Raw genomic sequence first — 25,247 nt, forward strand, 5'->3', positions numbered from 1 at the left:
CACTGCGCCGTATCGTGAACGAAGAAAGAGGATAGCCGGACGTCGCATTTTCCCTTTTGCCTTCGAATTGAAGAAGGTGTGGCACGACGGTCGGAACTGCACGAAGACAGTGCCGAAAGGGGCCCGACGCTCAGGCCCGCTCATCCTTGGGAGAGCCCATGACCACAAAGGTCTGCAGCGTGTTCACCTGTGGCAAGGCCCCCAGAATATCGGTGTGAAACGCTTTGTAGGCAGGAAGATCCGCCACCTCGACCCGCATCAGGTATTCCACCGCGCCGGTGATATTGTGGCATTCGCGAACCTGCGGCGCGGCGCGCATGGCGCGCTCGAAACTCTCCTGCGAGGCCTTTGTATGTGTATTCAGGCCGACCGTGATGTAGGCCGTGAAACCGATGCCGGTCTTCTCCGCGGCCAGCACCGCGCGATAGCCCTTTATCACCCCACGTTTCTCCAGCGCGGCCACTCGCCGAAGACAGGCCGAGGGCGACAGGCCGACGCGTTCCGCGAGCGCAAGGTTGGACTGCCGACCGTCGCGGCTCAGCTCGCGCAATATCCTGCGGTCCGTATCATCTTCGATGCTCATTAATTGTGAAAATACGGCAATCCGCCCGATCATTGCAACTAAATGCCGCGCCGATGCGGCATATATTGCGCCATGACACTCGATATCCTCATTGCCCTTGCGCTTTTCTGCGCGGCCACCCTGTTCACGCCGGGTCCGAACAACCTCATGCTGATGGCCTCCGGCGCGAATTTCGGCCTGCGCCGGACCATACCGCACCTGGCCGGTGTGGCGTTTGGTTTTCCTGCCATGATTGTGCCCGTAGGTCTGGGTGTCATGCAGATCTTCGACCTTTGGCCCCCGGCGCAGACGATCCTTCGCGCGGTCTCCGTGCTCTATATGCTCTGGCTCGCGTGGAAGATCGCCCATGCCGCGCCGCCGAAGGACCGCGACGCCGAGGCCCGGCCCCTCACCTTTCTGCAAGCCGCCGCGTTTCAGTGGGTCAACCCAAAGGCCTGGTCAATGGCGCTCGGCGCGATCACGCTCTATGCCACAAGCCGCGATATCGGCGCGATCCTCTGGGTTGCGGGGGCGTTTTTGACACTCGGCACCGTTTCTGCGGTCACATGGGTGACGCTAGGCACCGGGGTGCGGCGGCTGCTGGGACAGCCTGCCCGGCTTCGGATCTTCAACTGGGTCATGGCCGGGTTGCTTCTGGCGTCGATGATCCCGGTTCTGCTGCTTTGAGGGCGGCCTGGGGCACAGCCCCGGCCTACGCAGTCTCGGCGTCTAATCTGCCAGCGGCACACAGATTTCAGTCAAAAGGGCCTCGGGTTTGGTGTCGAGGGGGCTGTTGAGGTAGGTTTCGAACGGCGGGCGATCCGCAGGCACGCTGCCGCACTGTGGCAGGGCGCTGATATATGTGTCGTCCCACGCCTGCTTGAGTCCCGCATAGGGCCCCTTGTACGTGCTCACCAGATGCCGCCCGCCGGGAATGACATAGTCTTCGAGCCCGGCAGGCATCTCGAATTCCTCTCCGACCAGAATCCCGGCGAAACTGCGCAGGTGGGCCTCTTCGACATCCTCCGGCGAGTCGAAATAGAGCCCGACCAGCCCCCTTGACTGCGGCCAGAGGCTGTTGGCCGAAAACACAGCGCCGATCTGATCGAAGGCCCGACCGATTTCGTAGTAGGGCCCCGTGTGAGGCAATCCGGCGAGCCGTTGATCCGGCAAGTCCCTGACATCAAATGGCGACATATCTTTGTTTCCTTGTCTGAAGGGGAGGATATCTGTCTCTGGCCGTCCCATGCGCCGGAACTCAAGCGGCGTCATGCCGGTCTGAGCCTTGAACAGACGGGCGAAGCTCTGCGCATTGTCATAGCCGCAGCGCGCCGCGATGACCGCCTCCGGCATGTCCGACTGCACCAGCCAGATCGACGCCCGATGCGCCCGGATGCGCCGTACCGCCCCGGCACAGGTCTCGCCGGTCATGGCGTGAAACACCCGGCTCCAGTGAAACCGCGACATAGCCGCAACATCCGCCAGCGCATCCAGCGACAGATCCCCGGCGGGGTTGTCGAAGATATACCGGATCACCCGGCGCACCCGGGCTTCAACGCCCGCATCTCTGCCATCATCTCTCATGCCACCCATCCTACCCTGCGCGACACGACAAATCTTGCTTTGTTGCATTCGTCGCGCCGCGCGGCCATATAGCGCGGGAACCAAGGAGACCCGAGCATGACCCATTACCTCGACTTCGAGAAGCCTCTGGCCGAAATTGAAGGCAAGGCCGAAGAACTACGCGCCATGGCGCAGGGCAATGCGGACATGGATATCGAAGACGAAGCCAAGGCGCTCGACCGCAAGGCGGCGGTGCTGCTGCAGGACCTGTACAAAAAGCTCTCGCCCTGGCGCAAATGCCAGGTGGCCCGCCACCCCAACCGGCCGCATTGCAAGGACTACATCGACGCGCTGTTTACCGAATATACGCCCCTGTCGGGTGACCGGAACTTTGCCGACGATCAGGCGATCATGGGCGGCTTGGCCCGGTTCAACGACCAACCGGTGGTCCTGATCGGCCACGAAAAGGGCAACGACACCCAAAGCCGCATCGAGCGCAATTTCGGCATGGCGCGCCCCGAGGGATACCGCAAGGCGATCCGCCTGATGGAGATGGCCGACAAATTCGGCCTGCCGGTGGTGAGCCTCGTCGACACGCCCGGCGCCTATCCCGGCAAGGGCGCGGAAGAGCGCGGCCAGTCCGAAGCGATCGCCCGCTCGACCGAGAAATGCCTGCAGATCGGTGTGCCGCTGGTTTCGGTGATCATCGGCGAGGGCGGCTCTGGCGGGGCGGTGGCCTTTGCCACGGCGAACCGGCTGGCGATGCTGGAGCACTCGGTCTACTCCGTAATTTCACCGGAAGGCTGCGCCTCCATCCTGTGGAAGGACGCGGAGAAAATGCGCGAGGCCGCCGAAGCGTTGCGTCTGACCGCTCAGGATCTGTTCAAGCTGGGCGTGGCTGATCGGGTGATCCCCGAACCCCTGGGCGGTGCGCATCGCGACCCGGACGCGACGATCCAGCTGGTCGGCAAGACTATCGCCGGTATGCTCGAAGACCTGTCCGGCGCATCCCGCAAGGATCTGATCTCGTTGCGGCGGAGCAAGTTCCTCGGCCTCGGCAGCAAAGGGCTGGCGGCCTGATCGCCCATCCCGATTGCGCAGCACCATCGCAAAGCCCCCACGCGTTTTGCCGATAAGAAACACATCACGGCGCCCCGCCCGGCGCACCTTGCTCGCATCCCCCCCTTCGCCTATTGAGGGCGAAAGGCAAGGACGGGGTTTTTCATGCGCATTCTCATCACCAACGACGACGGCATCAACGCACCCGGTCTGGCCGTTCTGGAGGCCATTGCCGCCGACATCGCGGGCCCGGACGGTGAAGTCTGGGTCGTGGCCCCCGCCTTTGAACAATCGGGCGTGGCGCATTGCATTTCCTACACGCACCCCACGATGATCGCGCAAATGGGCGAGCGTCGCTATGCCGCCGAGGGCAGCCCGGCGGATTGTGTGCTGGCCGGGGTGCATGACGTGCTGAAGGACACACCGCCGGACCTGATCCTGTCAGGCGTGAACCGGGGCAACAACTCCGCAGAAAACGCGCTTTATTCCGGCACACTCGGCGGCGCCATGGAAGGCGCATTGCAGGGCATTCGCTCCATCGCGCTGTCGCAGTATCTCGGGCCTCAGACCATGACCCTCGACAATCCCTTTGAAGGGTCGGCCACTCATGGCGCGGCAGTCATTCGCCAGATTCTCGATGCGGAACTGCCGGACGATCAGCCCTATACGCTGTTCTGGAACGTGAATTTCCCGCCGGTGCCCGCCGCCGACGTGCGCGGCGTCAAACTCGCCCCGCAGGGCATCCGTCCGAACACCGGCTTTTCGGTAGAGCCACATGTCTCCCCCTCCGGGCGGCGCTTTCTCTGGGCGAAGGGCGGCAATCAGCGTGTCGGCACCGCCGAGGGCACCGATGCGGCGGTCAACCTCGAAGGCTACATCTCCGTCACGCCGATGCGCGCGGATCTGACCGATCACGCCATGCTGACTGCCCTGAGAGACAGCTTCGCATGACATGGGGCGCCGAGGCCAAGATGCAGTTCCTGTTCGCGTTGCGCTCGAAGGGCGTGACGGACACGGCCGTGCTTCAGGCCATGGAGCGAGTCGACCGTGGCGCCTTTATCCAGGGGTATTTCACCGATCGCGCCTATGAGGATATGCCGCTGCCCATCGCCTGCGGCCAGACCATCTCCCAGCCCTCGGTGGTGGGGGTGATGACGCAGGCGTTGCAAATCGGTCCGCGCGACAAGGTTCTGGAGGTGGGCACCGGCTCCGGCTATCAGGCCGCAATCCTCGCCCAGCTGGCGCGGCGCGTCTATACCGTGGACCGTCACCGCCGTCTTGTTCAGGCGGCGCGCAGCGTCTTTGATGATCAGGGTATCACCAATATCACCGTCTTTACCGCCGATGGATCGCACGGTTTGCCCGATCAGGCGCCGTTTGATCGCATACTTGTCACCGCAGCGGCCGAAGACCCGCCCGGCCCGCTCTTGGCCCAGATGAAGATTGGCGGTATCATGGTCGTACCGGTGGGGCAGTCCGATGCTGTGCAACGACTGATCCGGGTGACACGGCACGAGGGCGGCTTCGACTACGAGGAGCTGCGTCCGGTTCGGTTCGTTCCGCTGGTTGAAGGGTTGGGCAAAGACTGACGCCCGCGTAATTTGGCAACCTCCCGGGAACAGGGAGGCGCGCATGAGGATATCGAGATGACATTTCCCCGCACGTCCCGAGGCCGTTTTCGCCTGACCTCCGCCATCGCCGTCGGCGTGTTGCTGAGCGCCTGCTCGCAACCGATCGACCTCGATATGCGCGGCCGCATGGGCAGCACCTTCGACACTTCGACCGCGGCCCAGACCGCCCGCGTCGACAACCGGCCGAGCCCGGATGACCGGGGCGTCCTGTCCTATCCGAATTACCAGGTCGCCATCGCCCGGCGCGGCGATACGCTGGCGGATGTCGCAGGCCGCGTGGGCCTGCCTGCGGATGAGCTGGCCCGCTACAACGGGGTCAAGACGACAGACCCGCTGCGCCGGGGCGAGATCGTGGCTCTGCCGCGCCGTGTTGGGGAATCCGCCAGTGGTGTGATCCGGCCTGCCGCGCAGGTCGATGTGGCGACGCTCGCCGGCAATGCCATAGAACGGTCCGCCTCGACCGCGCCCAAACCGCAAAGCGGCCCATCCGGCGTGGAGCCCGTGCGCCATCAGGTGGCCCGGGGTGAGACCGCCTTCACCATTGCCCGCCTCTACAATGTCTCGCCGCGGGCGCTGGCCGAGTGGAACGCGCTGGACCAGCAGTTTTCCGTGCGGGAAGGGCAATTCCTTCTGATTCCGCCCACCCAGGACGCCGCCCCAGAGCGCGAGACCGCCGCCGTCACCGAACCGGGCCAAGGGTCGCCGACACCGCAGCCACCCTCGGCTTCCAAGCCGCTGCCGACCGAGACCCTGCCCCCGGCGCAAACCACAACCACCACGGCGAAACCGGCAAAGCCCGTGGCCGATATCGGCCAGTCACAGACGAAACCCGCCGCATCGAACGCCGCCATGGTCATGCCGGTTTCCGGCAGCATCATCCGCGATTACGCCAAGGGCCGGAACGAGGGCATCGACATTGCTGCCAGCGCCGGAACCACGGTCAAGGCCGCCGCATCCGGCAAGGTCGCCTCGATCAGCACCACGGCGGAGGGTGTGAAATTCCTGCTGATCCGCCATCCGGACGATGTGATCACGGTATACACGCACCTCGATGACATCACCGTCAAGAAGGGCGATGCGGTCAGCAAGGGCCAGTCCGTGGGCAAGGTCCGCGCGGGCGATCCGTCCTTCCTGCATTTCGAGGTTCGCAAGGGCTTCGACAGCACGGACCCGATGGCCTATCTGCAATAGACGCGATTTGTCGGCCTTGGCCGTTTACACGCTGCATGGCGCGGCTGCCCCGAACCGGTCCGGGACCGAAACAATTCCCACACCCATGTGACCCTTCGTCAGGCTTTCGTTTAATGACGCCGCTGATCCGGCCTGCCAGACATGGAGGATGGAGATCCTCTTTGCATATGGCGCGGGCCTGCTGACGCTCATCAATCCCTGCGTTGTGCCGGTGCTGCCGATTGTTATTGCCACCGCCCTTCAGGCAAGCAGGCTCGGCCCTGTCGCCATGGCGGCCGGGCTCAGCCTGTCCTTCGTCACCCTCGGCATTGTCATCACCGCCTTCGGTCAGGCCATCGGACTGGACATCGAGACCGTCTCCAGGGCCGGGGCCGCGTTGATGATCCTGTTTGGCGCGGCGCTGCTTTTGCCGCAGGCCGGAGCGGTCATGGCCACCGCCACCGCTGGCCTGTCATCCCGTGCCGATCAGCAGATGGACCATGTGGACCGCAACGGCCTGAGCGGGCAGTTCCTTGGCGGACTGCTGCTTGGCGCGGTCTGGAGCCCCTGCATCGGCCCGACCCTCGGCAGCGCCATCGGGCTGGCCAGTCAGGGCGAGAGCCTGGTGCGCGCGACACTCATCATGATGGGCTTCGCCGCTGGCGTCTCGACCCTGATCCTCGGCCTCGCCTATGGCACACGCGGAGCCATCGGCAAACACAACGCCATTCTGCGGCGCCTCGCGGTTCGGACCCGCCCGATCCTCGGCGCCGCCTTCATCCTTGTCGGCACTGCGCTCTTGCTGAACTGGCATCACTATATCGAAGGCTGGCTGGTCTCCGCCCTGCCCGCCTGGCTGATTGACCTGTCCGTATCCCTCTGACCCCAAGGAGTTCTCTCATGAAACGACGCGACTTTCTCATTCTCACCGGCGCCGCTGCCGCCACTCTGCCGTTCGCCGCACAGGCGGCCCCGCTCGACTATACGCCGGGGCTGGTGGACAAGCACCTGAAGGCCGGGGACACCGTCTTTCTCGACTTCAAAGCCAGCTGGTGCAGCACCTGCGCGGCGCAAGAGCGGGTTCTGGATGCGCTCAAGGCGGAAAACCCGGCCTATGAACGGAAGATCACCTTTATCAACGTCGATTGGGACACCTACTCAAAGGACGCGATGACCATATCCCTGAACATCCCGCGCCGCTCCACGCTGGTGGTTCTGAAAGGCGATCAAGAGCTTGGCCGTGTGGTTGCCCAGACCTCGACAGCCAGCATCAAGGCCCTTCTCGACACGGCGCTTGGCGCAGCCACGGCCTGACCGCGCACAAGATGGGCCCCCGGCAGCGCACCGGGGCCTCGTCTTACAGCACGTCTTCGAGGCCCAGGGACGAGATCAGCTCGTAGTAGCCAAAGACGATCATCAAGAAGAAAGCGATCAGAATCAGCTCCTGCTTGAATTGATGCGAGTGGAAGAAATCCCGCTCCCGGTGGTGGAGCACGTCCATCAACTCATCGCCAAACTTCACAGACAGGAACGTCCCCGCCCCGCTCAGCAGAACGATGCCCCAATAGGGCCACGGCGTGATGAGGATCTGGTGAAACAGGCGAGTGAGCACCGTCGTTTCGTAATACGCCGGTGCCCAGAGCAGAACCGATGCGTTGATCGCCCCCGCCAGAACCCAAACGACGACCTCCGAGATCACCATACGGATGCCAAACAGCAAACGCAGCGGAAAATCCAGCAGGAAACCGGCATCGGCGACCGGCGTGCAGAGCACGAAGAAGGACCACGTAAGCGCCGCTGTCACCGCCCCGGTCGCCGCGTCGAATTTCACCCAGAGATAGAAGAAATAGCCGATCAAAAGCGCCATCAGCAGCGCGAACTTGATCAGGACCTGTTTACGCGGATGCGCTTGCGACATGGGTCGGACTCCAGTGGTTCCATCGTTCCCTTGTCGTGCAAACAGGTCTCAGCCCGCAAGCATGCGCAGCCCCTGCGTGACATCCGACCGCACCGCAAGCCGCAGTCCCGGCTCATCCCCGGCCTTGAGCGCGGCGATGATCAGCCGATGATATTGCGGCGGCTCGGAGCGGCGCAGGCGGCTATACAGCGCCCGCATCGTCGGCCCGAGCTGCAGCCAGACCGTTTCGCACATGGCCAGCATCGCCGGTGCCTGCGCCCGCAGGTACAGCGTGCGGTGAAATTCGAGATTGGTGCGGATGTAGCCGACCGCATCGCGATTGCTGACCACGTCGCCAATGGTGCCATTGATCGTCTGAAGCCGCTCGATCAGCGCCATATGCGCACGCGGCAGGGCGCGGGACGCCAGCTCCACCTCGATCAGGCTACGCAGCGCGGCCAGTTCCTCGATCCGCTCATTCGACAATTCCGGCGTCGCCACGCGCCCGGAGGAGGACATGCTGAGCGCACCTTCTGCCACCAACCGGTTGATGGCCTCGCGGGCCGGGGTCATGGAGACATTGAACTCCTTGCCCAATCCGCGCAGCGTGAGCGCCTGCCCCGGGGCGATCTGCCCGTGCATGATTCGGGTGCGCAGCCCGCGATAGACGCGGTCATGGGCGGAGGTCGACGGATCGACGGAACGGGGGACAGGCGTTTGCATTCGTTCATTTGTGATCACAAGCTGTGCAGCGTCAATAGTTGAAACACGTGCCACTGGCGCTGCGCCCCGTCTGCCGCGCTCAGTCGAAGCGATACCTGTGCAGCGCAGGTCCGTCTTCGCGCAGCCAGCGACGGGGGCCGCGCCAGTCGCCATACAACCGCTCGACCACCGCCCAGAAGGCTGGCGAGTGGTTCATCTGCGCCAGATGCGCCACCTCATGCGCCGCGACATAGTCAAGCACCGCAGGCGGCGCCATGATCAGACGCCACGAGTACATCAGCCCGCCATCGGCCGTGCAGGACCCCCAGCGCGAGCGAGTATCGCGCAACGTCAGCCGCGCGTATGGCCGCCCCAAGGCCGTCGAATAGCGATCAGAGGCCTCGGCCAACCGGTCGCGTGCCAATGTCTTTAGATAAGCCTGCACCCGGCGCGGGACCTGTTCCGCCGCCCCCGGCACCAGAAGCGCCGCACCGTCATGCCGCACGGACCGGCCCGCGCCAGCCTGCACCGCGAGCGTCACACCATGCACCGGCAGCACCGCGCCAAACCCGACAGCCACGGCCGCCTCATGGCCATCGAGATGCCCGCGTAGCCAGCTTTCCTTGGACAGGACAAAATCCCTGCCCTCGCGTTCGCTGACGCCTTTGGGCAATGTGAGGGTGACGCGCCCATCCAGCCGCGACAGCCTCAGCGACAGCCGCCGCGCCTGCGCGGACCGCCGCAAAATCACCTCGATCGGAGGGTTGCCGGGTAGCCGGATTTGACCCATATGCCGCACGTCCACCTGTTTCGCGCCAAAGCCTTTGACATGGCCCATGTGTTATGGCAGTTGGCCCGGATTGTCGACATGACCACGAGTTTGAAGGGAATCTCTGATGCCCAAGGAAGAATGGGGAAAAAAGCGCGTATGCCCGACGACCGGCAAGCGCTTCTATGACCTGAACCGCAATCCCATCGTCAGCCCCTACACCGGAGAGGTCGTGAACCTCGACACCGGAAAACGTGGCCAGATCGAAGCGGACAGCGAAGACAAGGCTGCAAAGGCCAAGGCCAGCAAAGAGTCCGAAGAGGTCGATCTGCTGGACGACGACGACGTCGATGTGGACATCGATGACGATACGGTTCTTGAAGATGAAGACGATGACAACGTCTCTCTGGATGACATCGCAGATGTGTCCAACGAAGGCGACGACGAGTCCTGAAAAAACTTTTGCGAGGCGGGATTTTTCCGCTTGATCCCGCCCGCAGCATTGCGTAATCACCCGCGCACAGCATCGACGCAGACCAGCACGATGCGACATTGATGGGGCCTTAGCTCAGCTGGGAGAGCGCCTGCATGGCATGCAGGAGGTCAGCGGTTCGATCCCGCTAGGCTCCACCATTATATCATCGAAAAGCATCGGATAAACCTGCCTTTATTGACAGAGAGTTTGCCTCTGCCGCTTTGAGCGGTGCTGTTTTCCCTGCGAAAATCCATTCTGATCCGATCCACGCCAATGGCGTGTTGAACGCTGCGCAGCTCTTCCCCTGTCAAACCCGAGGATGGCCGATGAGCGATCACTTCTTCCTCGTGGCGGGCGGCCCCGGTGCGGGCAAGATCAGTCTGATCACAGAGCCCGCCCGCCGTGGTTTCCACACGATCCGCGAATCCGGCCCCGCGATCATCCGCGAAGAGATAGCGCGTGACGGAGATGCCCTCCCCTCGCGGAATCGCATGGCCTATGCCGAACGCATTCTGGAGCGGGACCCGCGTGCCGACAGCGCCGCACAGGCGCTCCCAGGGCCCCTGTTTCTCGACCGCGGTATCCCCGACATTTTGGGTTATTTGACCCTCTGCAGCCTCCCCGAGCCGCCCCACGTCGACGCAGCAGCCAAGGCAATCTGTTACAACGCCCGCGTCTTCCTTGCGCCGTTCTGGAATGAGATCTTCACGCAGGACACGGAGCGCAAGCAGACCCGCGCCGAAGCCGAAGCAAGCAGCCCTTCTGACTTGGAAATGTGGGTTGATGTGGAATTGGGGAAATTGCGGCACGACCGGAAGGCCAATCCAAGTCCACCCGAGCCCTAGGGTTTGTCAAATATACAATCGCCTATTCCCGGCATGGCGCGGGCTCGATTACGTGCTCGACGCGGCGCAAATGACGCGTTCCGCCTCGCCGCCACGGCCCAGAACCTTCGCAAACCGGCCGAGATCCTTCGTGCACCGCAGCACCCGCGAAAGTCCCTGCAGAGCAGGCGCGCGCCCACTTCAGTCATCGAGGCTCCGCGCCAACGAGCGCGGTCTTCCCATGAAATCGGCGTACAGCGGCCAGTCGCTGCGGCCGGGACGAGCGGCGGTAGTGCGCAGAACGCTGCACCGAGCGCCTTAGGTCCTGGGAATAGGGTAGTCGGCTTGACTATCGTCCGCTACGCTCGATCAGCGCCAGAGCGCGCAGGAGATGGGCGCGCATAGCTTGGTCTGCGGCTTCCGGTTCCTGGGCGGTGATGGCCGCAAGGATGGCTGCATGCTCCTGCTCGGACTGTTCCAGGTTTCCGTCTCGTTCGGTGCCGGGGGTCTTGGGCAGAAGGATGCGTCGGCGCGGCATCAGCAACGGACCGAGATAGTCCAGAAGGTCGAGCAGATAAATATTGCCCGCCGCTGACGCGATGGCTCGGTGGAAATGGATATCGGCCTGGGCCGCAGTGTCTCCCTCGGCATTCGAAAACGCGGCGGCGGCTTGCCGGATCGCGGCAAGTTGCGCCTCATCCCGGCGCAGCGCAGCGAGCCCGGCGGACACTGTTTCCAGCCCCAGCCGCAGTTCGAGGATCGCGCGCACGTCCTGCAAGGTCTGGGCTGGCGAAATGGCAAAACCGTTGCTCGCCGGTTGCTCTGTCGCGACGACCGGACCTGCCTCCGACGGCACGAGCACGCCGTCTTCAACCAATTGATCCAAAGCGCGGTCGATCACGGAGGTCGACGTGACAAACTCCGCGGCGAGTTCATCGCGCGTGCCCGGCGATTGCCCGGCGCTCAGTGCGTGCAAATCGATCCGGCGACGGATCTGGCTTACGACTTCGTCCGTGATCTTTTGCAGCCATAACGCGCGCCGAGAGATGCGGGAAGCCATGTCAGTGTCCTTCGGCGTAGCGTTCGTGCCGGATCGAGGCGATCAGCGACAGACCGATCAGGCAGGCCCCGAACAGGCCGGTGATGACCTCCGGGATATGCACCAGCGACTGTACGAACATGATGATGGCCAGCACCAGTACGGAATAGAACGCGCCGTGTTCGAGATAGCGGAACTGGGCCAACGTCCGGCGTTCCACCAGCATCAGTGTCATGGACCGCACATACATCGCACCGATACCCAGCCCAATGGCAATCAGGAACAGGTTCTGCGTCAAGGCAAAGGCACCGATCACCCCGTCAAAGCTGAACGAGGCATCCAGCACTTCGAGATAGAGAAAGGCACCAAGGCCGCCCTTGGCGGCGGCGCTGGCGGCTCCTTGCTGGGCGTCCAGGACGTGGCCGATCAATTCGACGCCCAGAAACGTCAGCACGCCACAGACCGAGGCGAACAGAAACTCGGCCCCTTCTCCCTCGGGCAGCAGCACGGTAAAGGCTGTTGCAATGCCCAACACCACAGCGACTTCCGGCCCCTTGACCGCGGCGCAGGCGCGCATGCGGCTTTCGACCAGGCGCACCCAGTCCACGTCCTTTTCCTCATCCATGAAGTAGTTCAGCGCCACAAGCATCAGGAAACTACCGCCAAAGGCCGAAATCGACAGATGCGCGTCGCCGATGATGCGCGCGTATTCCTGCGGCTCGCGCGCAGCGAGGATCACGGCGTCGATCGGCCCGATATGCGCCGCGATCACCACCACCAAAAGTGGAAAGACGATGCGCATGCCAAACACGGCAATCAGGATGCCCCAGGTCAGGAAACGCTTTTGCCAGACTGGCGTCATGTCCTTGAGCTTGTTGGCATTTACGATGGCGTTGTCAAAGCTGAGCGAAATTTCCAGAACCGCCAGCACCAGCCCGATCAACAGGAACGAGGCCGTCCCGCCGGCTGTTCCCAGCGTCTGCCAGCCCAGCCATGCGGCCAGCACCAGCCCCAGGACAGTCACGGCAAAGGACCATTTGAAATAGCTCAGGACGCCGATCATTTCGTGAGTTCCAGTCGCGCGGCGCGGCGTTCCGCCTGCACATCCGGGTCGGCATCGAGGCCCGCAGCCAGCAGGCGCTGGGTATACGGTTCGCGCGGGGCTTCGAAGATCTGCCTGACAGTGCCTTGTTCGACGATCCGTCCCCTTTCCATGACCAACACGCGATCCGCGAAATCACGCACCACCGGCAGGTCATGCGCGATGAAGATAAAGGCGATCCCCAGCCGGTCGCGCAACTCGCCCAGAAGGGCGATCACCTGCGCCTGAATGGACACGTCCAGCGCCGAAACCGCCTCGTCACAGATGATCAGGTCGGGTTCCAGCGCGAGCGCGCGGGCGATGGCGATGCGCTGCCGCTGCCCGCCGGAGAACTGGTGCGGATAGCGTTGCGCGTGTTCGGGGCTGAGGCCCACCTGATCCAGCAACTCGGCCACACGGTCGCGCCAATGCGCCTTTGGCAGGATGTCGGGGTGGATCACCCATGCCTCGGAGATGATGTCAAACACCGACATATGCGGGTTCAGCGATTGGGTCGGATCCTGAAAGACCATCTGCAATTGGCGGCGGAGCTTGCCCATCTCGCGGCGGGACTTGGTCAAAAGGTCCTCGCCCTTCCATGTGACACTGCCCGCCGTTGCGTCTTCGAGGCGCAGCATCAGCCGGGCGATGGTCGACTTGCCCGAGCCGCTTTCGCCCACGACAGCCAGGGTTTCCCCGGCATGCAAATCGAAATCGGCACACTGGAGTGCATCGAATGCTCCGTAGGATTTGCGCAGACCGCGCACCTGAAGGATCGGCTGACGGTCATCGGCCGGGGTGCGCATCTCGCCCTTGCCGGGCGCAGCGGCCAGCAGTTTTTGTGTATAGGGGTGCTGGGCGTTGTGATACAGTTCGCGGGGCGTGCCGCTCTCGACGATGCAGCCCTGTTCCATTACCACCGCACGGTCGCAGGCTTCGGCCACAACGCCCAGATCGTGGGTTATCAACAGCAGGCCCATGCCGGTTTCGTGCTGCAATTCCTCCAGCAGCGACAGAACCTCGGCTTGAACGGTCACGTCCAGCGCGGTGGTTGGCTCATCCGCGATCAGGATGTCGGGCTTCAGCACCAGCGCCATCGCGATCATCAGCCGCTGTCGTTGCCCGCCTGAAAACTGGTGTGGGTATTTCTGCATGGCCCCTTTCGGGTCCGGCACGCCCACCCGGTCCAGCAGGTGCAGGGCGCGATCATAGGCCTCGATCTTGGCCACGCCATGCGCCATCGCGGTTTCGGCAATCTGCCAGCCGACCGGATAGACCGGGTTCAGATGCCCCAACGGGTCCTGAAAAATCATCGAGATGCGCTTGCCGTTCAGGCGGCGCCGCTCTTCCGCAGGCGCTTTCAACAGGTCAACACCGTCGAACAGGATCTGGCCGCTGGTGATCTCGCCCGGCGGCATGTCGATCAAGTTCATGATCGCCGAGGCCGAGACCGACTTGCCAGATCCGCTTTCGCCCAGGATCCCCAAGGTCTCGCTCCGGTCCAGATGCCAAGAGACGCCATTGACCGCCTTGACGGTCCCGCCGGTGGTGTGGAACCGCACCGACAGGTCGCGAACCTCCAGAAGGTGGTCAACCATTGGTCTTGCCTCCGATTTCCAGCCGCCAGCGCTGCGTCGGGTTCAGTGCCACACGCATCCAGCTCGACAACAGGTTGAGCGACATGGTCGTCAGGATGATCGCCAAGCCCGGCCAGAAGGCCAGCCACCAGGCCGTGGTCAGGTATTGCCGCCCTTGGCTGACCATCAGGCCCCAGGTGATTTCCGGCGGCTGGATTCCGATGCCAAGGAAAGACAGCGCCGACTCCGCCAGCATCACGAATGCAAAATCCAGCGTCGCGATGGTCAGCAGCGTCGGCAGGATCACCGGCACGATGTGGCGAAACATGATCCGGGTGCTGGACGCGCCCATCACCGTCGCGGCCTGTACGAACATGCGTTCGCGGACCTCCAGCACCTCGGCGCGGGTGGTGCGCAGGTAGATCGGGATGCGGGTGATGGCCAGCACGATCACCAGATTGGCAACCGACGGGGCCAGAACGTAGAGCACGATCACCGCCAGCAGAAGCGACGGAAAGGACATGATGACATCGGCGAGCCGCATGATGACCTCGCCGGTCCATTTCCCGGCATAGCCGGCGATCAGACCCAAGGTCGAGCCGATCAGCAGCGATACGGCGACCGCGCTGGCGGCGATGATGATGGTGTTCTGTGCCGCAACGACAATCCGCGCCAGCAAGGGGCGGCCCAGTGCGTCGCCGCCCAGCAAGAACAGCCAACCCCGGTCGAGGCTGAAGGGCGGCGCGTTGCGGGCGCGCAGGTTTGTGCCGGTTACGGCATCGCCCAGCAGCGCCGGTCCGAAAACCGCGCACAGGAACACGAGCAGCAGGAAGAGCGCAGCGGCGCAGGCCAGCTTGTCGGCGACGAGCATCCCGACAAAGCGGCGCGGGCCGCTGCGGCCTGTGTTGCGGAGAATACTGTCGCTCATGGTCAGGCCCTCATGTCCGGATCCGCGGATCGAGCAGCGCATAGGCAATGTCGATCAGGATGTTCATGATGAAAATGGCGATGGCGGTGACCATGATCGCCGCAAGGATCACGTTGAAATCGCGCTGAAGGATGGAGTCGATCATCAGCTTGCCGACACCGGGAAAGCCAAAGATCGTCTCGACCACCACAGCACCATTCAGCAGCGCCGCCGCCTGATCGCCGATCACGGTGATCACCGGCAGCATGGCGTTGCGCAGGGTGTGGACAAAGATCACCGGAGCGTTCTTGACCCCCTTGGCGCGGGCGGTCTTGACGTAAAGGGACCCCAGCGCATTGATCATGGAGCCCCGCACGATTTGCAGGATAAGGCCAAAGGGGCGGATAAACAGCACCGAGATCGGCAAAATCCAGTGCCAGATCGTGCCTGTGCCAGAGGTCGGCAGCCAGCCCAAGTTAACCGAGAACACCACGATCCCGACAATGGCGATCCAGAAATCCGGGGCCGAGGCGCCGATCAACGAGAGCACGGATGCGAACCTGTCGAAGCGCTTGCCCACGTTGAACGCCGCCAGTGAGCCGACAACAATGGCCGCCACCGTCACCAGTGTCATGGTGATGAGCGCCAGCCACAGCGTCCAGACAAAAGCCTCCGTCACCACCTCCAGCGCCGGGCGGGCCTTGCGCAGGCTCTCACCGAAATCGAGTTGGACAAGGTCACCCAGATAGCGCCCGAACTGCACCAGAACCGGGTCGTTCAGCCCGTGTATCTCGCGGAAATTGTTGCGCATCTCGTCAGAGGCGTCGACCGGCAGATACAGGCTGGCCGGGTCGCCGGTGAGGCGCGACAGAAAGAAGACCAGCACGATCAGCACAAAAAGCGAGACGAAACTCGACAGTGCCCGCTTCCCCAACATCGATCTCATGACAGGCTCCCTGAAAAGGCACGCGCGAGGAGAGGCCCCCTCGCGCGCTGGTCATTTGGCTTCGCTTACTTGAAGCCGATTTCCGACAACTGCAGCTGGCTGTTGGTCGCGATGGTCGGGGTGAAATCCACCCGCTCGCCCACGCGCGCCTGCCCAACCATGTGGAACAGCAGCACGTCGGCGATCACCTCGTCATGCAGGTAGCCGAACAGCTCGGACCACAGCGCCTCGCGCTCTGCGCCGGTTGCCGCGGTCGCCTGATCGATCAGAGCATCGACCCTGGCGTCGGCGATACCGGACTGACGGCCTTCGGAGTGGTACTTGAAATACATCGAGAAGACCGGGTCGCCGCGCGAGTTGTCATGCTGCGCACCGACGAGGATCGGCTGATCCTGAACGTAGGGCTTCGAGTAGTACTGCTCGTGCTCGGCGACTTCGACCATCTGCAGGCGGACGTTGAAACCGGCCTCGGCGAGCATCGACTGGATCGCCTCGTAGGTTTCGGTCGCGCCGGGGAAGTTCGCGGTGCGGCCCACCAAAAGGATCTCATTCTCGACCGGCACGCCATCGGCCTTGGCCTCGGCAAGAAGCGCCTTGGCGCGATCGAGATCATAACCCCAGGCTTCGGTTTCGGAATTCCAGCCCAGCGTGGTTGGCACGGTCATGGCGGTGGCCAGCTGCGTGCCATCGGCCAGGATCGACCCTACGAAGGCCTCGCGGTCGATGGCAAGGTTCAGCGCTTCACGGACGCGCGCGTCATCCAACGGCGCCATCGTGTGATCAATGCGCAGATAGGTGGTTTCGGAGTTCGGATAACCCACATCCATGTCGGTCGTCGCGTCTGTTGCCGAGATCGACGGCGCGATATCAGCCTCGCCCGCGGCGACCATGGCCGCCCGCACGGACGCGTCGTTGCGGAAGACATAGGTGGCCTTTTCGACGGCGGGCGCATCGCCCCAGTACCCTTCGCGTTGCTCCAGAGTGATGCTCTGACCCGGCTGCCAGTCGGACATCACATAGGGGCCGGTGCCGACGGGCTCGCGGGTGAACTCGATCGGCGTCTCGGACGGCACGATGGTCAAGAGCGACATCAACAGCGGCAGGATCGGCTGCGCCGGCTCGGTGGTGAAGTCGATGGTGTTCGCGTCGACCACTTCAGGCGTGATCGAGATGCCCTCATAATAGCGCGAGATTTCGCAGGTGATCTGGTCAGACCCGGCGCGCTCGAACGAATGCTTCACGTCCTCGGCATCAAAGGCCGACCCATCAGAAAAAGTCACGCTCTGACGCAAATGGAAGCGCCAGGTTTTGTCATCGACCAACTCCCAGCTTTCGGCCAGACGCGCCTTCAGGCCTTCGTCGCCGCGCACGTCGAGCTCGGTCAGGGTTTCGCCGATGTTGCCCAGCACTATGCGCCCGATATTGGACCGCGTCGCCATGCAGGGTTCAACCAGATCGGGCTCTTCGGCGAGAACGATGGTGACGTTCTTATCTTGCGCAAAGGCCGGGGTCAGTGCCGTCGACGCAGCGAACAGCCCTCCCAGAAGCAATGTCTTGTTCATGTATCCTCCCTTTGAGACGTCTCGCCTCGATAGTACCGAAAACAGCAAAGCTGCGTGGGCCACCCAGCGGTCCTCCCTTGGGTCGCCCAACTGGTCCGTGTCGGCAACGCAGACTGCGAGATGCATATTGGTAAAGTTGAAAACCGCTGTCAATCAGAAGTTTCCGAAGTTGAAAATATCAGATTATCCAACTGAAAATAGACAATTATACTTCAAAAGACGCGACCGATGTGCACGGAACACCCCTGAAATGACCCAGCCAACTTGACAACTTGTCAGGTTTGCAGCAGGCTCCGGCGGCATTGTGAGGATCAAGAGGAGGTCGGCATGACGCCGGAAGAGATCGCCACCAACATGAATGGCAGGCTGACGCCACGCGACGGCGGCGCTTGGACGATTCTGCCCGCTGACACGATCCAGAATCACGCTGCATTTCTGGCCCGCCTTCCAGACGGCGCGCTCGCCTGCGCGTGGTTCGGCGGAACGCTCGAAGGCAAGTCCGACATCTCGATCCACGCATCGATACTCGACGAAGGCAGCGACCAATGGGGCCCCGCCACGCCGCTGACCAACGATCCGGACCACTCCGAGCAGAACCCGGTTCTGTTCACCGCGCCCGATGGCGCGCTGTGGCTGTTCAATACTGCCCAGCCACATGGCAATCAGGACGAAGCCCGCGTCATCATGCGCCCCATCCGGCGTGAAAGCGACCGGCTGGTCCCGGGCGAGGCCCGCGATATTGACCTGCCGAATGGCACGTTCATCCGCGCCCGGCCGTTTGTTCGCAACGATGGCGCTTGGGTCCTGCCGCTGTTTCGCTGCAACCCCCGCGACGGCGTCCGCTGGACGGGCGCGTTTGACACGGCGGCCCTCGGCGTCAGTACCGATGCAGGCCAAAGCTGGACCGTGACCGACGTGCCGGCCTCAGCGGGCTGCGTTCACATGACCCCGGTCGAAACGTCGGACGGTATGGCTGCGTTCTTCCGCCGTCGTCAATCTGACTTCGTGCATCGTTGCGAAAGCCATGATGGCGGGCGCAGCTGGTCCGCTCCGGCACCGACCGACGTGCCGAACAACAACAGCTCGATCGGGGTCGCGCCTCTGGCCAGAGGCGTTCTGGGCATGGTCTGCAACCCGATCTCGGCGGCCACGTCACAATCCCGCCGGGCCTCGCTGTATGACGAGCTTGAAGAGCAGGACGACCGCCCCGAGGCCCAAGACGGCTGCAAGCCGATCTGGGGTGTCGAGCGCGGTCCCCTGGCGCTTTGCTTGTCCGCCGATGACGGCAAGACCTTCCCGATCCGCTACGTGGTCGAGGACAGCCCCGGCACCTGCCTGTCGAACAATTCGATCGACGGCAAGAACAAGGAGTTGTCCTACCCCGTCCTGCTGCCGCGCGCCGATGGCGGACTGGACATCGCCTATACCCTATACCGCCGCGCCATCCGGCATGTGCGTCTCGACGCGGACACCGTTGTCGGTCTCGTCGCACAAATCTCTTGAAAGGAACGACACATGTCCACCATGGATCGCCTGATTGCCATCCATCAGCCCAAACGGCTGGAAATTGGTGTCGGTGCCAGCGCCAAGGTTGGCGATCTGGCCTCTGACGCGAACCGCCCGGTCGTGATCGCCTCCGGACCCACCGCGGAATATTGCGAGCGGCTGGGCCTGACGGGCGAGGTGCTGGTAATCGATGATGTCCCACCGGAGCCGGACATTCACGCCTTTGAAAAGGTGCTGGAAGCCACGCGCGCCCATGCCCCGGATCTCGTCGTCGGTCTGGGCGGCGGCTCCGTTCTGGACATCGCGAAACTGGTCGCAGCCCTTTGGGACGGCGAGCAGGCGCTGGCGGATGTGGCCGGGCCGAACAAGGTCGCCGGTCGCCGCACCCGACTGTTTCAGGTCGCAACCACCGCCGGCACCGGGTCAGAGGCGGGCATCCGCGCGCTTGTCACCGACCCCGCTACGAAATCCAAGGTCGCGGTCGAAAGCCCTCACCTTATCGCCGATCTTGCGGTTCTGGATCCGGAACTGACCTACTCCGTGCCGCCTGCCGTGACGGCCGCCACCGGGGTCGATGCCATGGCCCATTGCGTCGAGGCGTTTACCAACGTCAAGGCACATGACCTGATCGACGGCTTTGCCCGTATGGGCGTGTCCCTGGTCGGCAGGTATCTGAAACGCGCCGTGGCCAATGGCACCGATAGTGAAGCCCGCGCGGGCATGATGCTGGCGTCATACTACGGTGGCATCTGCCTTGGCCCAGTGAACACCGCCGCCGGGCACGCGCTGGCCTATCCGCTGGGTACGCGGCTGTCGTTGCCGCATGGCCTGGCAAACGCGATCATCTTCCCGCATGTGCTGGCCTACAACCTGCCCGTAGCTGGGAGCAAGACCGCCGAAGTATCCGCTGCGCTCGGCCTGACGGGGGCCGATACGCAGGACGGCCTCAAGGCGGCCGCGTTCGGGTTCTGCGGGGGGCTAGGCATAGAGATGCGCCTGCGCAACCACGGCGCGAATGAGGCTGCGCTGGCCGATTGGGCCGCCGAGGCGCACGCCATCCGCCGCCTCATGGACAACAACCCGCGCGACATGAGCATCGACGACGTTCACGCGATCTACCGCGACGCGTACTGACCAGATCGCCCGAGGCCGCTCACGCCTCGGGCATCGCCAGGTCCAGCATCCCCGCACCGAACAGACGCTCGCGCGAATGCACGATATGCAGGCGCATGGCAGCGCGGGCACGGTCAGCATCACGATCGACGATCGCATTGTAAATCTCGCGATGCTCCTCCAGCACCTGCTCCAGCGCCGCCGCACCGTCTGACATCAGCGCGTCGCCGTGCATCTTCATGCCGACATAGATATGCGCCCGCAGTGCCTTGAGCGTTTCGGCGTAATACTGGTTATTCGACGCCCGGGCGATGGCGAGGTGAAAGGCGAAATCCGCATCTTCCCGATGCATCTTGGACCCGGTCGCATCGGACAACAGATCCAGCGCGGCAGCCATTTCATCCAGAATTCCCCGATTGCGCCGGGTGCAGGCCAGACCGGCCGCGTCGACCTCGACCGTCAAGCGGAATTCATAGCAGCGCTGAATGTCTGCGAAGGTTTCAACCGGAGTGTAGCCCAGCGCGGTTTCGCGATTAAGCCGCACGAAATTCCCCGCCCCCTGCCGTGAGACGATCAACCCGTCCTCGCGCAACTGCTCCAGCGCGGCGCGCAGAACAGGACGGGAGACTCCGAACTGCAAAGACAGGTCCTTTTCCGCCGGCAGCTTTTCGTTGGCGTTGTAATGTCCGCGCGTGATGCGGTTCTTCAGTGCCTGATATATCTTGTCGGACAGCGGCTGGCGGCTGGGTCGGGCAGTATCCTGTTGGGTCATCTTCACTTCCTTCACCGCCATTCTTTTGTATCGGTCACGATGTCGACCAGACTGGTTCTTACGCCAAAGCCGCCCGATTTGGTCACGAATTGCACCGGCCCCCATGGCATCTGCGCCTCGAACAGCGGCAGACCCGGTTGCACCTCTGCCATCACTCGTAAACTGTTCACATCCAGTTGGTCCAGACAGGCCTGGGCGCTTTCGCCGCCGCACAGGATGATTGAGGCCGGGCGCACCTGTCGGGCGAGCCGCGCGGCCCCTTCGGCCAAGCGTCGGGCCGCTTGCTCGCCGTCGACCAGTCCGGCCCCTTCTGAAATCGACAGTGCCGAAGATCCTGTCTCCGTGATTGCATCGGGTGTGACCCCACCCGGCGCATGCAGGACCGGAACAAGTCCGGTCAGCGCCTCGATCTGCGCAACGGTAATGGGATCGCGAGAGCCATTGACGATCAGAATCGGCCCATCAGGTCGCGCCGCCCTGGGACTGAAAACCCCCATCGCCCGTGCAAGGGCAAAGCTCAGCCCGCGTGCGCCGATCCAAAGCGTATCGTTCAGCTCACCCCGCACCAACGCATCGAGATCCGCGTTCGTGGCCGCGTCCGGGACAGTGACGGAACCGGCGAATGCCTCCGCCACCGGGATCGGCAGCGCCACGCCACCGCCGCACAACGCGCCATCCAACACGATCCGGCCCATGTCGGGGATTGCCGGGCATGCCACATGTCGCGCACGGCGCGCGGCCATAGCCAAAACCCCGGTTTCCACCGCCACATGGCCTTTGAGCCGCGAGTCGACCTTTTTGAAGATCACGCCGAATGCGCCGAGATCCAGCTGCGCCAAAGCGGCCTCAACCTGCGAGACAGCCCTGGCCTCGGCCCCTTCGCGACTGCCGGTATTGATGGCCAGCACGTCCGGCTTCTGCTCCAACGCATCGCTGACCGCTTCGGGGCTGCGCGCAACGACCACACGCCGCAAGCCATCGGCAAAGCCCACCGACGAATCGAGTGCGCCGGTCAGATCGTCAGCCAGAATGAGCACCGGTTTTATCATGTTTACCTATTTTGGCGATTTGCGGTCGCTTCGCATCCGAAGCACCATCGTCCGGAAAGAGTTTTTCCGTTTTTCATATGGTTTAACAGATGTTTTTCTCCGGTTGAAGTTGTTTTACCTATAGGTTAACTGCTTTGCAGGGTTGTCAATCCGGGAGACACGAGATGAGTGCGCCAATCGTCATCACAATGGGGGACCCGTCTGGCGTCGGCCCAGAGGTCACCGTCAAGGCGCTCGCCGCACGCGATGCCGCACTGCGCGCGCAGACAGTGGTGATCGGGGACGTCGAAACCCTGACCCGTGCAGCCAAGAGCACCGGCGTTACGCTTCCGATTATCGGCCCAAAGGACGACGGCGACGGAATCCGGGTCGATCATATTGCGGTGGATGGCCTCCCGGGCAAGTTTGGCGTTCTGTCGCCCGCCTGTGGCGAAGCATCCTTTCGTTACATCGAGCGCGCAGTGCAGCTAAGCATGGCTGACAAGGCCGCCTGCATCGTCACCGCCCCAATCAACAAGGAAGCGCTGAATTCCGCGGGCCATCACTATGACGGCCACACCGGGATGCTGGCGCATCTGACCGGCTCGAAATCGTCTTGGATGCTGCTGGCATCCGAGCGACTGGATGTTATTCACGTGTCTACCCACGTCTCGCTGAAGGACGCCATCGGCCGCGCCACGAGCCAGCGCGTGCTGGACACGATCCGCACCGGCCACAGGCATTTCCAGCGCATGGGTGTCGAAAACCCGCGTCTCGCCGTCGCGGGAATCAACCCGCATTGCGGCGAAAACGGCCTGTTCGGGCGCGAGGATGACGACCAGATTGCCCCCGCTGTCGCGCAGGCTCGGGCCGAGGGCATCGACGTGGTCGGGCCGATCTCGGCCGATACGGTCTATTACCGCGCTTATAACGGGGCGTTTGATCTCGTGATCGCGCAGTACCACGATCAAGGGCATATCCCGATCAAGCTGGTGGCCTTTGACACTGCCGTAAACGTCTCGCTTGGACTGCCGATCGACCGCTGTTCGGTCGATCACGGCACCGCCTTCGATATCGCGGGAACCGGCACGGCGAACCATGAAAACATGATCTGTGCGCTGGATTACGGCGCCCGACTGACCGCGGCCAAGAGAGGATGACCCGGATGACCGACAAGAAAGCCTTTGTAGCCTTGGTGACGTGCTTCAACGATGACGAAACGATCAACTACAGCGCCACTCGCGCTCAGGTTCGTCGTCAAATCGAAGCGGGCAACCATATCCTCTGCGCGGGCACGAATGGTGATTTCTCGGCCCTGACCTTTGACGAAAAGGTCCGTCTGTGTGGCGAGGTCGTAGACGAGGTGGCAGGTCGCGCCGAGGTCATCGTCAACGCCGGCATGCCCGCCACTTTCGAGACGACGCTGCTGTCTCGCGAATTCGACCGGATCGGCGTGGACGGGATCGCGGTCATCACGCCGTTTTTTATCGCCTGCACGCAAGAGGGGCTGATCCGGCATTTCACCACGGTCGCTGATGCGGTCGAGACACCAATCTACCTGTACGATATCCCTGCCCGCACCCAGAACCATATCGAACCGGACACCGCACGCACGCTGGCCACCCATGGCAACATTGCCGGGATCAAGGATTCCGGCGGCGCCCAGGAAACACTCGAAGCGTATTTGGCCGTCGGCCGCGAGGTCGACGGCTTTGACGTCTATTCCGGGCCCGACCACCTTGTGAACTGGGCGCTGACAAACGGCGCGCGCGGCTGCATCTCAGGGCTGGGCAACGTCCTGCCCGACGTGCTGGCTCGGATCGTTTCCTGCTTCAATGCCGGGGACGCGGCGGGTGCTGCCGAGGCGCAAACCATTTACTCGAACTTCCGCACGGATCTGTACAAGCTGGGCTTCCCGCCCGCCCTTGTCAAACGTGCGCTCTACTTGCGTGACCCCTCTGTCGGGCTGTCGCGCCAGCCAGCATTGCTGCCGGATGCCGCCCAGGATGCGGCAATCGAGGAAATCCTCAGAAAATACGGCCTTTGACCGAGTGCCAGGGGTCCGCATATGGAAGAACGGAAAAGGTTGCGGCCAACGGATATCATTGACTTGAATACCGCTCAGTCCGCGGTAACCTGGCAGAGAGTAGAGAAAATTCAGCTCGCCAGAACCTTGGGGTGCAGCGCGACGCGAGATGACCCTGAAGTTGGCGCGATGGGTCGGGACCGACCCACTGCAGCGCCAAGCACGAATGACAGCACAGAGCCGCCAGTGACAGCGGCCCAGTGCTTTTGCTTCAACACGTTCGCAGAGGACGAGGGCACCTTCCTTGTCCGCGCCCGGATACCTGACCTTACTTTCCTTCTTGGTGTGTCCGAGCAGAAGTTGAATGGCGCAGAGGGTCCCCGGCTTCCGATAGTCTCCGCGACTTTCGTTCGACGCATGGAGTAAGTGCCATGGGATATAGGGTCCAGACCGATGGAGCCTGCCCACTCCCAGACGAGACGGCATACGGCCAGGTCAAGACATCCAGAGGCTCGCGGATCCGGCCCGGCCACGGATATTGGGAGCCAAGCATCAACGGCTCCTCCATCCAGCGGAAGAGCGATTTCCGGTTGTTTTCCGTGATCTCGAACCGGGCCAGCCGCCAAGCCCCTCTTAGCATGCTCGATGCGCGTTCCTTGATCTGGCCTGAAGCCTAAACGTCGGCCACGTTCAATTGTTCAAGGTCGCAACTTCGGACCATGCTATCGACGGCCATATGATGAGGGCCAAGACGCGACGGTTCTCGGCAAACTCCAGGAAAACGCGGATGGCAGGCGAGTTGGCTGTCGGCATGGTCGATCTTCCCCCTGCGTTGCCCAGCCACGACACCAACCCCATGCTGATAGCACAACGTACCACATCAAGCCGAGGCACCGCGAATGTCCCCGCCGCTCTCTTTTGGACAAAAGATGTTGGGCGCAAGATTGCGGACAGGCAAGATTAGGGTCAGGATTCAAAACCAATAGATGACGGTTGCGGCCAGAGCGATGGCTGAGAGGAAGACCCTGGGACAACGAT

At 62.9% G+C, this 25,247-nt stretch carries 26 protein-coding genes and 1 tRNA gene; 14 read left to right on the plus strand and 13 right to left on the minus strand.

Annotation, left to right across the window (positions count from 1 at the left end):
• Positions 1 to 130: 130 nt before the first annotated feature.
• A complete protein-coding gene (locus ACN2XU_RS20800; RefSeq protein WP_419412272.1) occupies positions 131 to 583 on the minus strand; it encodes an Lrp/AsnC family transcriptional regulator in 453 nt (150 codons plus the stop codon).
• Positions 584 to 655: 72 nt separating this feature from the next.
• On the opposite strand from ACN2XU_RS20800, the gene ACN2XU_RS20805 reads away from it, so the two are divergent.
• Positions 656 to 1,249 (plus strand): LysE family translocator, encoded by a 594-nt coding sequence (locus tag ACN2XU_RS20805; protein WP_419412273.1) that lies wholly within the window; start codon positions 656 to 658, stop codon positions 1,247 to 1,249.
• Between the two features lie 42 nt (positions 1,250 to 1,291).
• Here the strand turns inward: ACN2XU_RS20805 and ACN2XU_RS20810 are convergent, their stop codons facing one another.
• Positions 1,292 to 2,146 carry an AraC family transcriptional regulator gene (locus ACN2XU_RS20810; RefSeq protein WP_419412274.1) on the minus strand — a complete coding sequence of 285 codons (855 nt, stop codon included), beginning with the start codon at positions 2,144 to 2,146 and terminating at the stop codon, positions 1,292 to 1,294.
• 96 nt (positions 2,147 to 2,242) lie between these two features.
• Here ACN2XU_RS20810 and ACN2XU_RS20815 point away from each other — a divergent pair, with 96 nt between their 5' ends.
• The 6 genes from ACN2XU_RS20815 to ACN2XU_RS20840 all read left to right on the plus strand — a co-directional run bounded on the left by ACN2XU_RS20815 (position 2,243) and on the right by ACN2XU_RS20840 (position 7,299).
• Positions 2,243 to 3,205 carry an acetyl-CoA carboxylase carboxyltransferase subunit alpha gene (locus ACN2XU_RS20815; protein ID WP_419412275.1) on the plus strand — a complete coding sequence of 321 codons (963 nt, stop codon included), beginning with the start codon at positions 2,243 to 2,245 and terminating at the stop codon, positions 3,203 to 3,205.
• Positions 3,206 to 3,349: 144 nt separating this feature from the next.
• Positions 3,350 to 4,135, plus strand: coding sequence for a 5'/3'-nucleotidase SurE (gene surE / locus ACN2XU_RS20820; RefSeq protein WP_419412276.1), 786 nt, complete (start codon positions 3,350 to 3,352; stop codon positions 4,133 to 4,135).
• A complete protein-coding gene (locus ACN2XU_RS20825) occupies positions 4,132 to 4,773 on the plus strand; it encodes a protein-L-isoaspartate(D-aspartate) O-methyltransferase (RefSeq protein ID WP_419412277.1) in 642 nt (213 codons plus the stop codon). The genes surE and ACN2XU_RS20825 overlap by 4 nt, the downstream gene beginning before the upstream one ends.
• Before the next feature lie 57 nt (positions 4,774 to 4,830).
• The gene (locus ACN2XU_RS20830; protein WP_419412278.1) at positions 4,831 to 6,006 is read left to right on the plus strand and encodes a peptidoglycan DD-metalloendopeptidase family protein; all 1,176 of its coding nucleotides are present in this window, start codon (positions 4,831 to 4,833) and stop codon (positions 6,004 to 6,006) included.
• Between the two features lie 148 nt (positions 6,007 to 6,154).
• On the plus strand, positions 6,155 to 6,868 hold the full coding sequence (locus ACN2XU_RS20835; RefSeq protein ID WP_419412279.1) for a cytochrome c biogenesis CcdA family protein: 714 nt from the start codon (positions 6,155 to 6,157) through the stop codon (positions 6,866 to 6,868).
• Positions 6,869 to 6,885: 17 nt separating this feature from the next.
• On the plus strand, positions 6,886 to 7,299 hold the full coding sequence (locus tag ACN2XU_RS20840) for a thioredoxin family protein (RefSeq protein ID WP_419412280.1): 414 nt from the start codon (positions 6,886 to 6,888) through the stop codon (positions 7,297 to 7,299).
• 43 nt (positions 7,300 to 7,342) lie between these two features.
• On the opposite strand, the gene ACN2XU_RS20845 is transcribed toward ACN2XU_RS20840, so the two are convergent.
• From ACN2XU_RS20845 to ACN2XU_RS20855, 3 genes are all read right to left on the minus strand, one after another.
• Positions 7,343 to 7,903, minus strand: a complete 561-nt coding sequence (locus tag ACN2XU_RS20845; protein ID WP_419412281.1) for a hypothetical protein — start codon at positions 7,901 to 7,903, stop codon at positions 7,343 to 7,345.
• 48 nt (positions 7,904 to 7,951) lie between these two features.
• Positions 7,952 to 8,605 (minus strand): GntR family transcriptional regulator, encoded by a 654-nt coding sequence (locus ACN2XU_RS20850; protein ID WP_419412282.1) that lies wholly within the window; start codon positions 8,603 to 8,605, stop codon positions 7,952 to 7,954.
• 79 nt (positions 8,606 to 8,684) lie between these two features.
• Entirely contained in the window at positions 8,685 to 9,374 is a 690-nt protein-coding gene (locus tag ACN2XU_RS20855; RefSeq protein WP_419412299.1) for a M48 family metallopeptidase, read from the minus strand.
• 106 nt (positions 9,375 to 9,480) lie between these two features.
• Here ACN2XU_RS20855 and ACN2XU_RS20860 point away from each other — a divergent pair, with 106 nt between their 5' ends.
• From ACN2XU_RS20860 to ACN2XU_RS20870, 3 genes are all read left to right on the plus strand, one after another.
• Complete coding sequence (locus tag ACN2XU_RS20860; RefSeq protein WP_419412283.1) at positions 9,481 to 9,807, plus strand: TIGR02300 family protein; 327 nt, start codon at positions 9,481 to 9,483, stop codon at positions 9,805 to 9,807.
• A 103-nt stretch (positions 9,808 to 9,910) separates the two neighbouring features.
• Positions 9,911 to 9,986, plus strand: a tRNA-Ala gene (locus tag ACN2XU_RS20865).
• A gap of 168 nt (positions 9,987 to 10,154) precedes the next feature.
• On the plus strand, positions 10,155 to 10,673 hold the full coding sequence (locus ACN2XU_RS20870; RefSeq protein ID WP_419412284.1) for an AAA family ATPase: 519 nt from the start codon (positions 10,155 to 10,157) through the stop codon (positions 10,671 to 10,673).
• A 328-nt stretch (positions 10,674 to 11,001) separates the two neighbouring features.
• Here the strand turns inward: ACN2XU_RS20870 and ACN2XU_RS20875 are convergent, their stop codons facing one another.
• From ACN2XU_RS20875 to ACN2XU_RS20900, 6 genes are all read right to left on the minus strand, one after another.
• Entirely contained in the window at positions 11,002 to 11,712 is a 711-nt protein-coding gene (locus ACN2XU_RS20875) for a FadR/GntR family transcriptional regulator (RefSeq protein ID WP_419412285.1), read from the minus strand.
• A 1-nt stretch (position 11,713) separates the two neighbouring features.
• Positions 11,714 to 12,754, minus strand: coding sequence for a DUF475 domain-containing protein (locus ACN2XU_RS20880; RefSeq protein ID WP_419412286.1), 1,041 nt, complete (start codon positions 12,752 to 12,754; stop codon positions 11,714 to 11,716).
• A complete protein-coding gene (locus ACN2XU_RS20885) occupies positions 12,751 to 14,370 on the minus strand; it encodes an ABC transporter ATP-binding protein (protein ID WP_419412287.1) in 1,620 nt (539 codons plus the stop codon). Before ACN2XU_RS20885 ends, ACN2XU_RS20880 begins: the two co-directional genes overlap by 4 nt.
• Complete coding sequence (locus tag ACN2XU_RS20890; RefSeq protein ID WP_419412288.1) at positions 14,363 to 15,277, minus strand: ABC transporter permease; 915 nt, start codon at positions 15,275 to 15,277, stop codon at positions 14,363 to 14,365. Before ACN2XU_RS20890 ends, ACN2XU_RS20885 begins: the two co-directional genes overlap by 8 nt.
• Positions 15,278 to 15,287: 10 nt before the next feature.
• Positions 15,288 to 16,202 (minus strand): ABC transporter permease, encoded by a 915-nt coding sequence (locus tag ACN2XU_RS20895; protein WP_419412289.1) that lies wholly within the window; start codon positions 16,200 to 16,202, stop codon positions 15,288 to 15,290.
• Between the two features lie 65 nt (positions 16,203 to 16,267).
• The gene (locus ACN2XU_RS20900; RefSeq protein WP_419412290.1) at positions 16,268 to 17,764 is read right to left on the minus strand and encodes an ABC transporter substrate-binding protein; all 1,497 of its coding nucleotides are present in this window, start codon (positions 17,762 to 17,764) and stop codon (positions 16,268 to 16,270) included.
• 327 nt (positions 17,765 to 18,091) lie between these two features.
• Here ACN2XU_RS20900 and ACN2XU_RS20905 point away from each other — a divergent pair, with 327 nt between their 5' ends.
• On the plus strand, positions 18,092 to 19,267 hold the full coding sequence (locus tag ACN2XU_RS20905) for a sialidase family protein (RefSeq protein ID WP_419412291.1): 1,176 nt from the start codon (positions 18,092 to 18,094) through the stop codon (positions 19,265 to 19,267).
• Between the two features lie 12 nt (positions 19,268 to 19,279).
• Positions 19,280 to 20,404 (plus strand): iron-containing alcohol dehydrogenase, encoded by a 1,125-nt coding sequence (locus ACN2XU_RS20910; RefSeq protein ID WP_419412292.1) that lies wholly within the window; start codon positions 19,280 to 19,282, stop codon positions 20,402 to 20,404.
• A gap of 19 nt (positions 20,405 to 20,423) precedes the next feature.
• On the opposite strand, the gene ACN2XU_RS20915 is transcribed toward ACN2XU_RS20910, so the two are convergent.
• Positions 20,424 to 21,155, minus strand: a complete 732-nt coding sequence (locus tag ACN2XU_RS20915; protein WP_419412293.1) for a FadR/GntR family transcriptional regulator — start codon at positions 21,153 to 21,155, stop codon at positions 20,424 to 20,426.
• Positions 21,156 to 21,166: 11 nt separating this feature from the next.
• Positions 21,167 to 22,204 carry a four-carbon acid sugar kinase family protein gene (locus ACN2XU_RS20920; protein WP_419412294.1) on the minus strand — a complete coding sequence of 346 codons (1,038 nt, stop codon included), beginning with the start codon at positions 22,202 to 22,204 and terminating at the stop codon, positions 21,167 to 21,169.
• Between the two features lie 164 nt (positions 22,205 to 22,368).
• Here ACN2XU_RS20920 and pdxA point away from each other — a divergent pair, with 164 nt between their 5' ends.
• Both pdxA and ACN2XU_RS20930 read left to right on the plus strand, forming a co-directional pair.
• Positions 22,369 to 23,343, plus strand: a complete 975-nt coding sequence (gene pdxA / locus ACN2XU_RS20925) for a 4-hydroxythreonine-4-phosphate dehydrogenase PdxA (protein ID WP_419412295.1) — start codon at positions 22,369 to 22,371, stop codon at positions 23,341 to 23,343.
• 5 nt (positions 23,344 to 23,348) lie between these two features.
• Entirely contained in the window at positions 23,349 to 24,230 is an 882-nt protein-coding gene (locus tag ACN2XU_RS20930) for a dihydrodipicolinate synthase family protein (RefSeq protein ID WP_419412296.1), read from the plus strand.
• The last annotated feature ends 1,017 nt before the right edge of the window (positions 24,231 to 25,247 follow it).

Origin of the sequence: Pacificoceanicola niger, from assembly GCF_048553275.1 — a bacterium.
Classification (GTDB): Bacteria; Pseudomonadota; Alphaproteobacteria; order Rhodobacterales; family Rhodobacteraceae; genus Pacificoceanicola.

Excerpts from the sequence above, each read along its gene's own strand:
- ACN2XU_RS20800 (WP_419412272.1), bottom strand. The coding sequence starts at position 583 with ATGAGCATCGAAGATGATACGGACCGCAGGATATTGCGCGAGCTGAGC.
- ACN2XU_RS20805 (WP_419412273.1), top strand. The coding sequence starts at position 656 with ATGACACTCGATATCCTCATTGCCCTTGCGCTTTTCTGCGCGGCCACC.
- ACN2XU_RS20810 (WP_419412274.1), bottom strand. The coding sequence starts at position 2,146 with ATGAGAGATGATGGCAGAGATGCGGGCGTTGAAGCCCGGGTGCGCCGG.
- ACN2XU_RS20815 (WP_419412275.1), top strand. The coding sequence starts at position 2,243 with ATGACCCATTACCTCGACTTCGAGAAGCCTCTGGCCGAAATTGAAGGC.
- surE (WP_419412276.1), top strand. The coding sequence starts at position 3,350 with ATGCGCATTCTCATCACCAACGACGACGGCATCAACGCACCCGGTCTG.
- ACN2XU_RS20825 (WP_419412277.1), top strand. The coding sequence starts at position 4,132 with ATGACATGGGGCGCCGAGGCCAAGATGCAGTTCCTGTTCGCGTTGCGC.
- ACN2XU_RS20830 (WP_419412278.1), top strand. The coding sequence starts at position 4,831 with ATGACATTTCCCCGCACGTCCCGAGGCCGTTTTCGCCTGACCTCCGCC.
- ACN2XU_RS20835 (WP_419412279.1), top strand. The coding sequence starts at position 6,155 with ATGGAGATCCTCTTTGCATATGGCGCGGGCCTGCTGACGCTCATCAAT.
- ACN2XU_RS20840 (WP_419412280.1), top strand. The coding sequence starts at position 6,886 with ATGAAACGACGCGACTTTCTCATTCTCACCGGCGCCGCTGCCGCCACT.
- ACN2XU_RS20845 (WP_419412281.1), bottom strand. The coding sequence starts at position 7,903 with ATGTCGCAAGCGCATCCGCGTAAACAGGTCCTGATCAAGTTCGCGCTG.
- ACN2XU_RS20850 (WP_419412282.1), bottom strand. The coding sequence starts at position 8,605 with ATGCAAACGCCTGTCCCCCGTTCCGTCGATCCGTCGACCTCCGCCCAT.
- ACN2XU_RS20855 (WP_419412299.1), bottom strand. The coding sequence starts at position 9,374 with ATGGGTCAAATCCGGCTACCCGGCAACCCTCCGATCGAGGTGATTTTG.
- ACN2XU_RS20860 (WP_419412283.1), top strand. The coding sequence starts at position 9,481 with ATGCCCAAGGAAGAATGGGGAAAAAAGCGCGTATGCCCGACGACCGGC.
- ACN2XU_RS20870 (WP_419412284.1), top strand. The coding sequence starts at position 10,155 with ATGAGCGATCACTTCTTCCTCGTGGCGGGCGGCCCCGGTGCGGGCAAG.
- ACN2XU_RS20875 (WP_419412285.1), bottom strand. The coding sequence starts at position 11,712 with ATGGCTTCCCGCATCTCTCGGCGCGCGTTATGGCTGCAAAAGATCACG.
- ACN2XU_RS20880 (WP_419412286.1), bottom strand. The coding sequence starts at position 12,754 with ATGATCGGCGTCCTGAGCTATTTCAAATGGTCCTTTGCCGTGACTGTC.
- ACN2XU_RS20885 (WP_419412287.1), bottom strand. The coding sequence starts at position 14,370 with ATGGTTGACCACCTTCTGGAGGTTCGCGACCTGTCGGTGCGGTTCCAC.
- ACN2XU_RS20890 (WP_419412288.1), bottom strand. The coding sequence starts at position 15,277 with ATGAGCGACAGTATTCTCCGCAACACAGGCCGCAGCGGCCCGCGCCGC.
- ACN2XU_RS20895 (WP_419412289.1), bottom strand. The coding sequence starts at position 16,202 with ATGAGATCGATGTTGGGGAAGCGGGCACTGTCGAGTTTCGTCTCGCTT.
- ACN2XU_RS20900 (WP_419412290.1), bottom strand. The coding sequence starts at position 17,764 with ATGAACAAGACATTGCTTCTGGGAGGGCTGTTCGCTGCGTCGACGGCA.
- ACN2XU_RS20905 (WP_419412291.1), top strand. The coding sequence starts at position 18,092 with ATGACGCCGGAAGAGATCGCCACCAACATGAATGGCAGGCTGACGCCA.
- ACN2XU_RS20910 (WP_419412292.1), top strand. The coding sequence starts at position 19,280 with ATGTCCACCATGGATCGCCTGATTGCCATCCATCAGCCCAAACGGCTG.
- ACN2XU_RS20915 (WP_419412293.1), bottom strand. The coding sequence starts at position 21,155 with ATGACCCAACAGGATACTGCCCGACCCAGCCGCCAGCCGCTGTCCGAC.
- ACN2XU_RS20920 (WP_419412294.1), bottom strand. The coding sequence starts at position 22,204 with ATGATAAAACCGGTGCTCATTCTGGCTGACGATCTGACCGGCGCACTC.
- pdxA (WP_419412295.1), top strand. The coding sequence starts at position 22,369 with ATGAGTGCGCCAATCGTCATCACAATGGGGGACCCGTCTGGCGTCGGC.
- ACN2XU_RS20930 (WP_419412296.1), top strand. The coding sequence starts at position 23,349 with ATGACCGACAAGAAAGCCTTTGTAGCCTTGGTGACGTGCTTCAACGAT.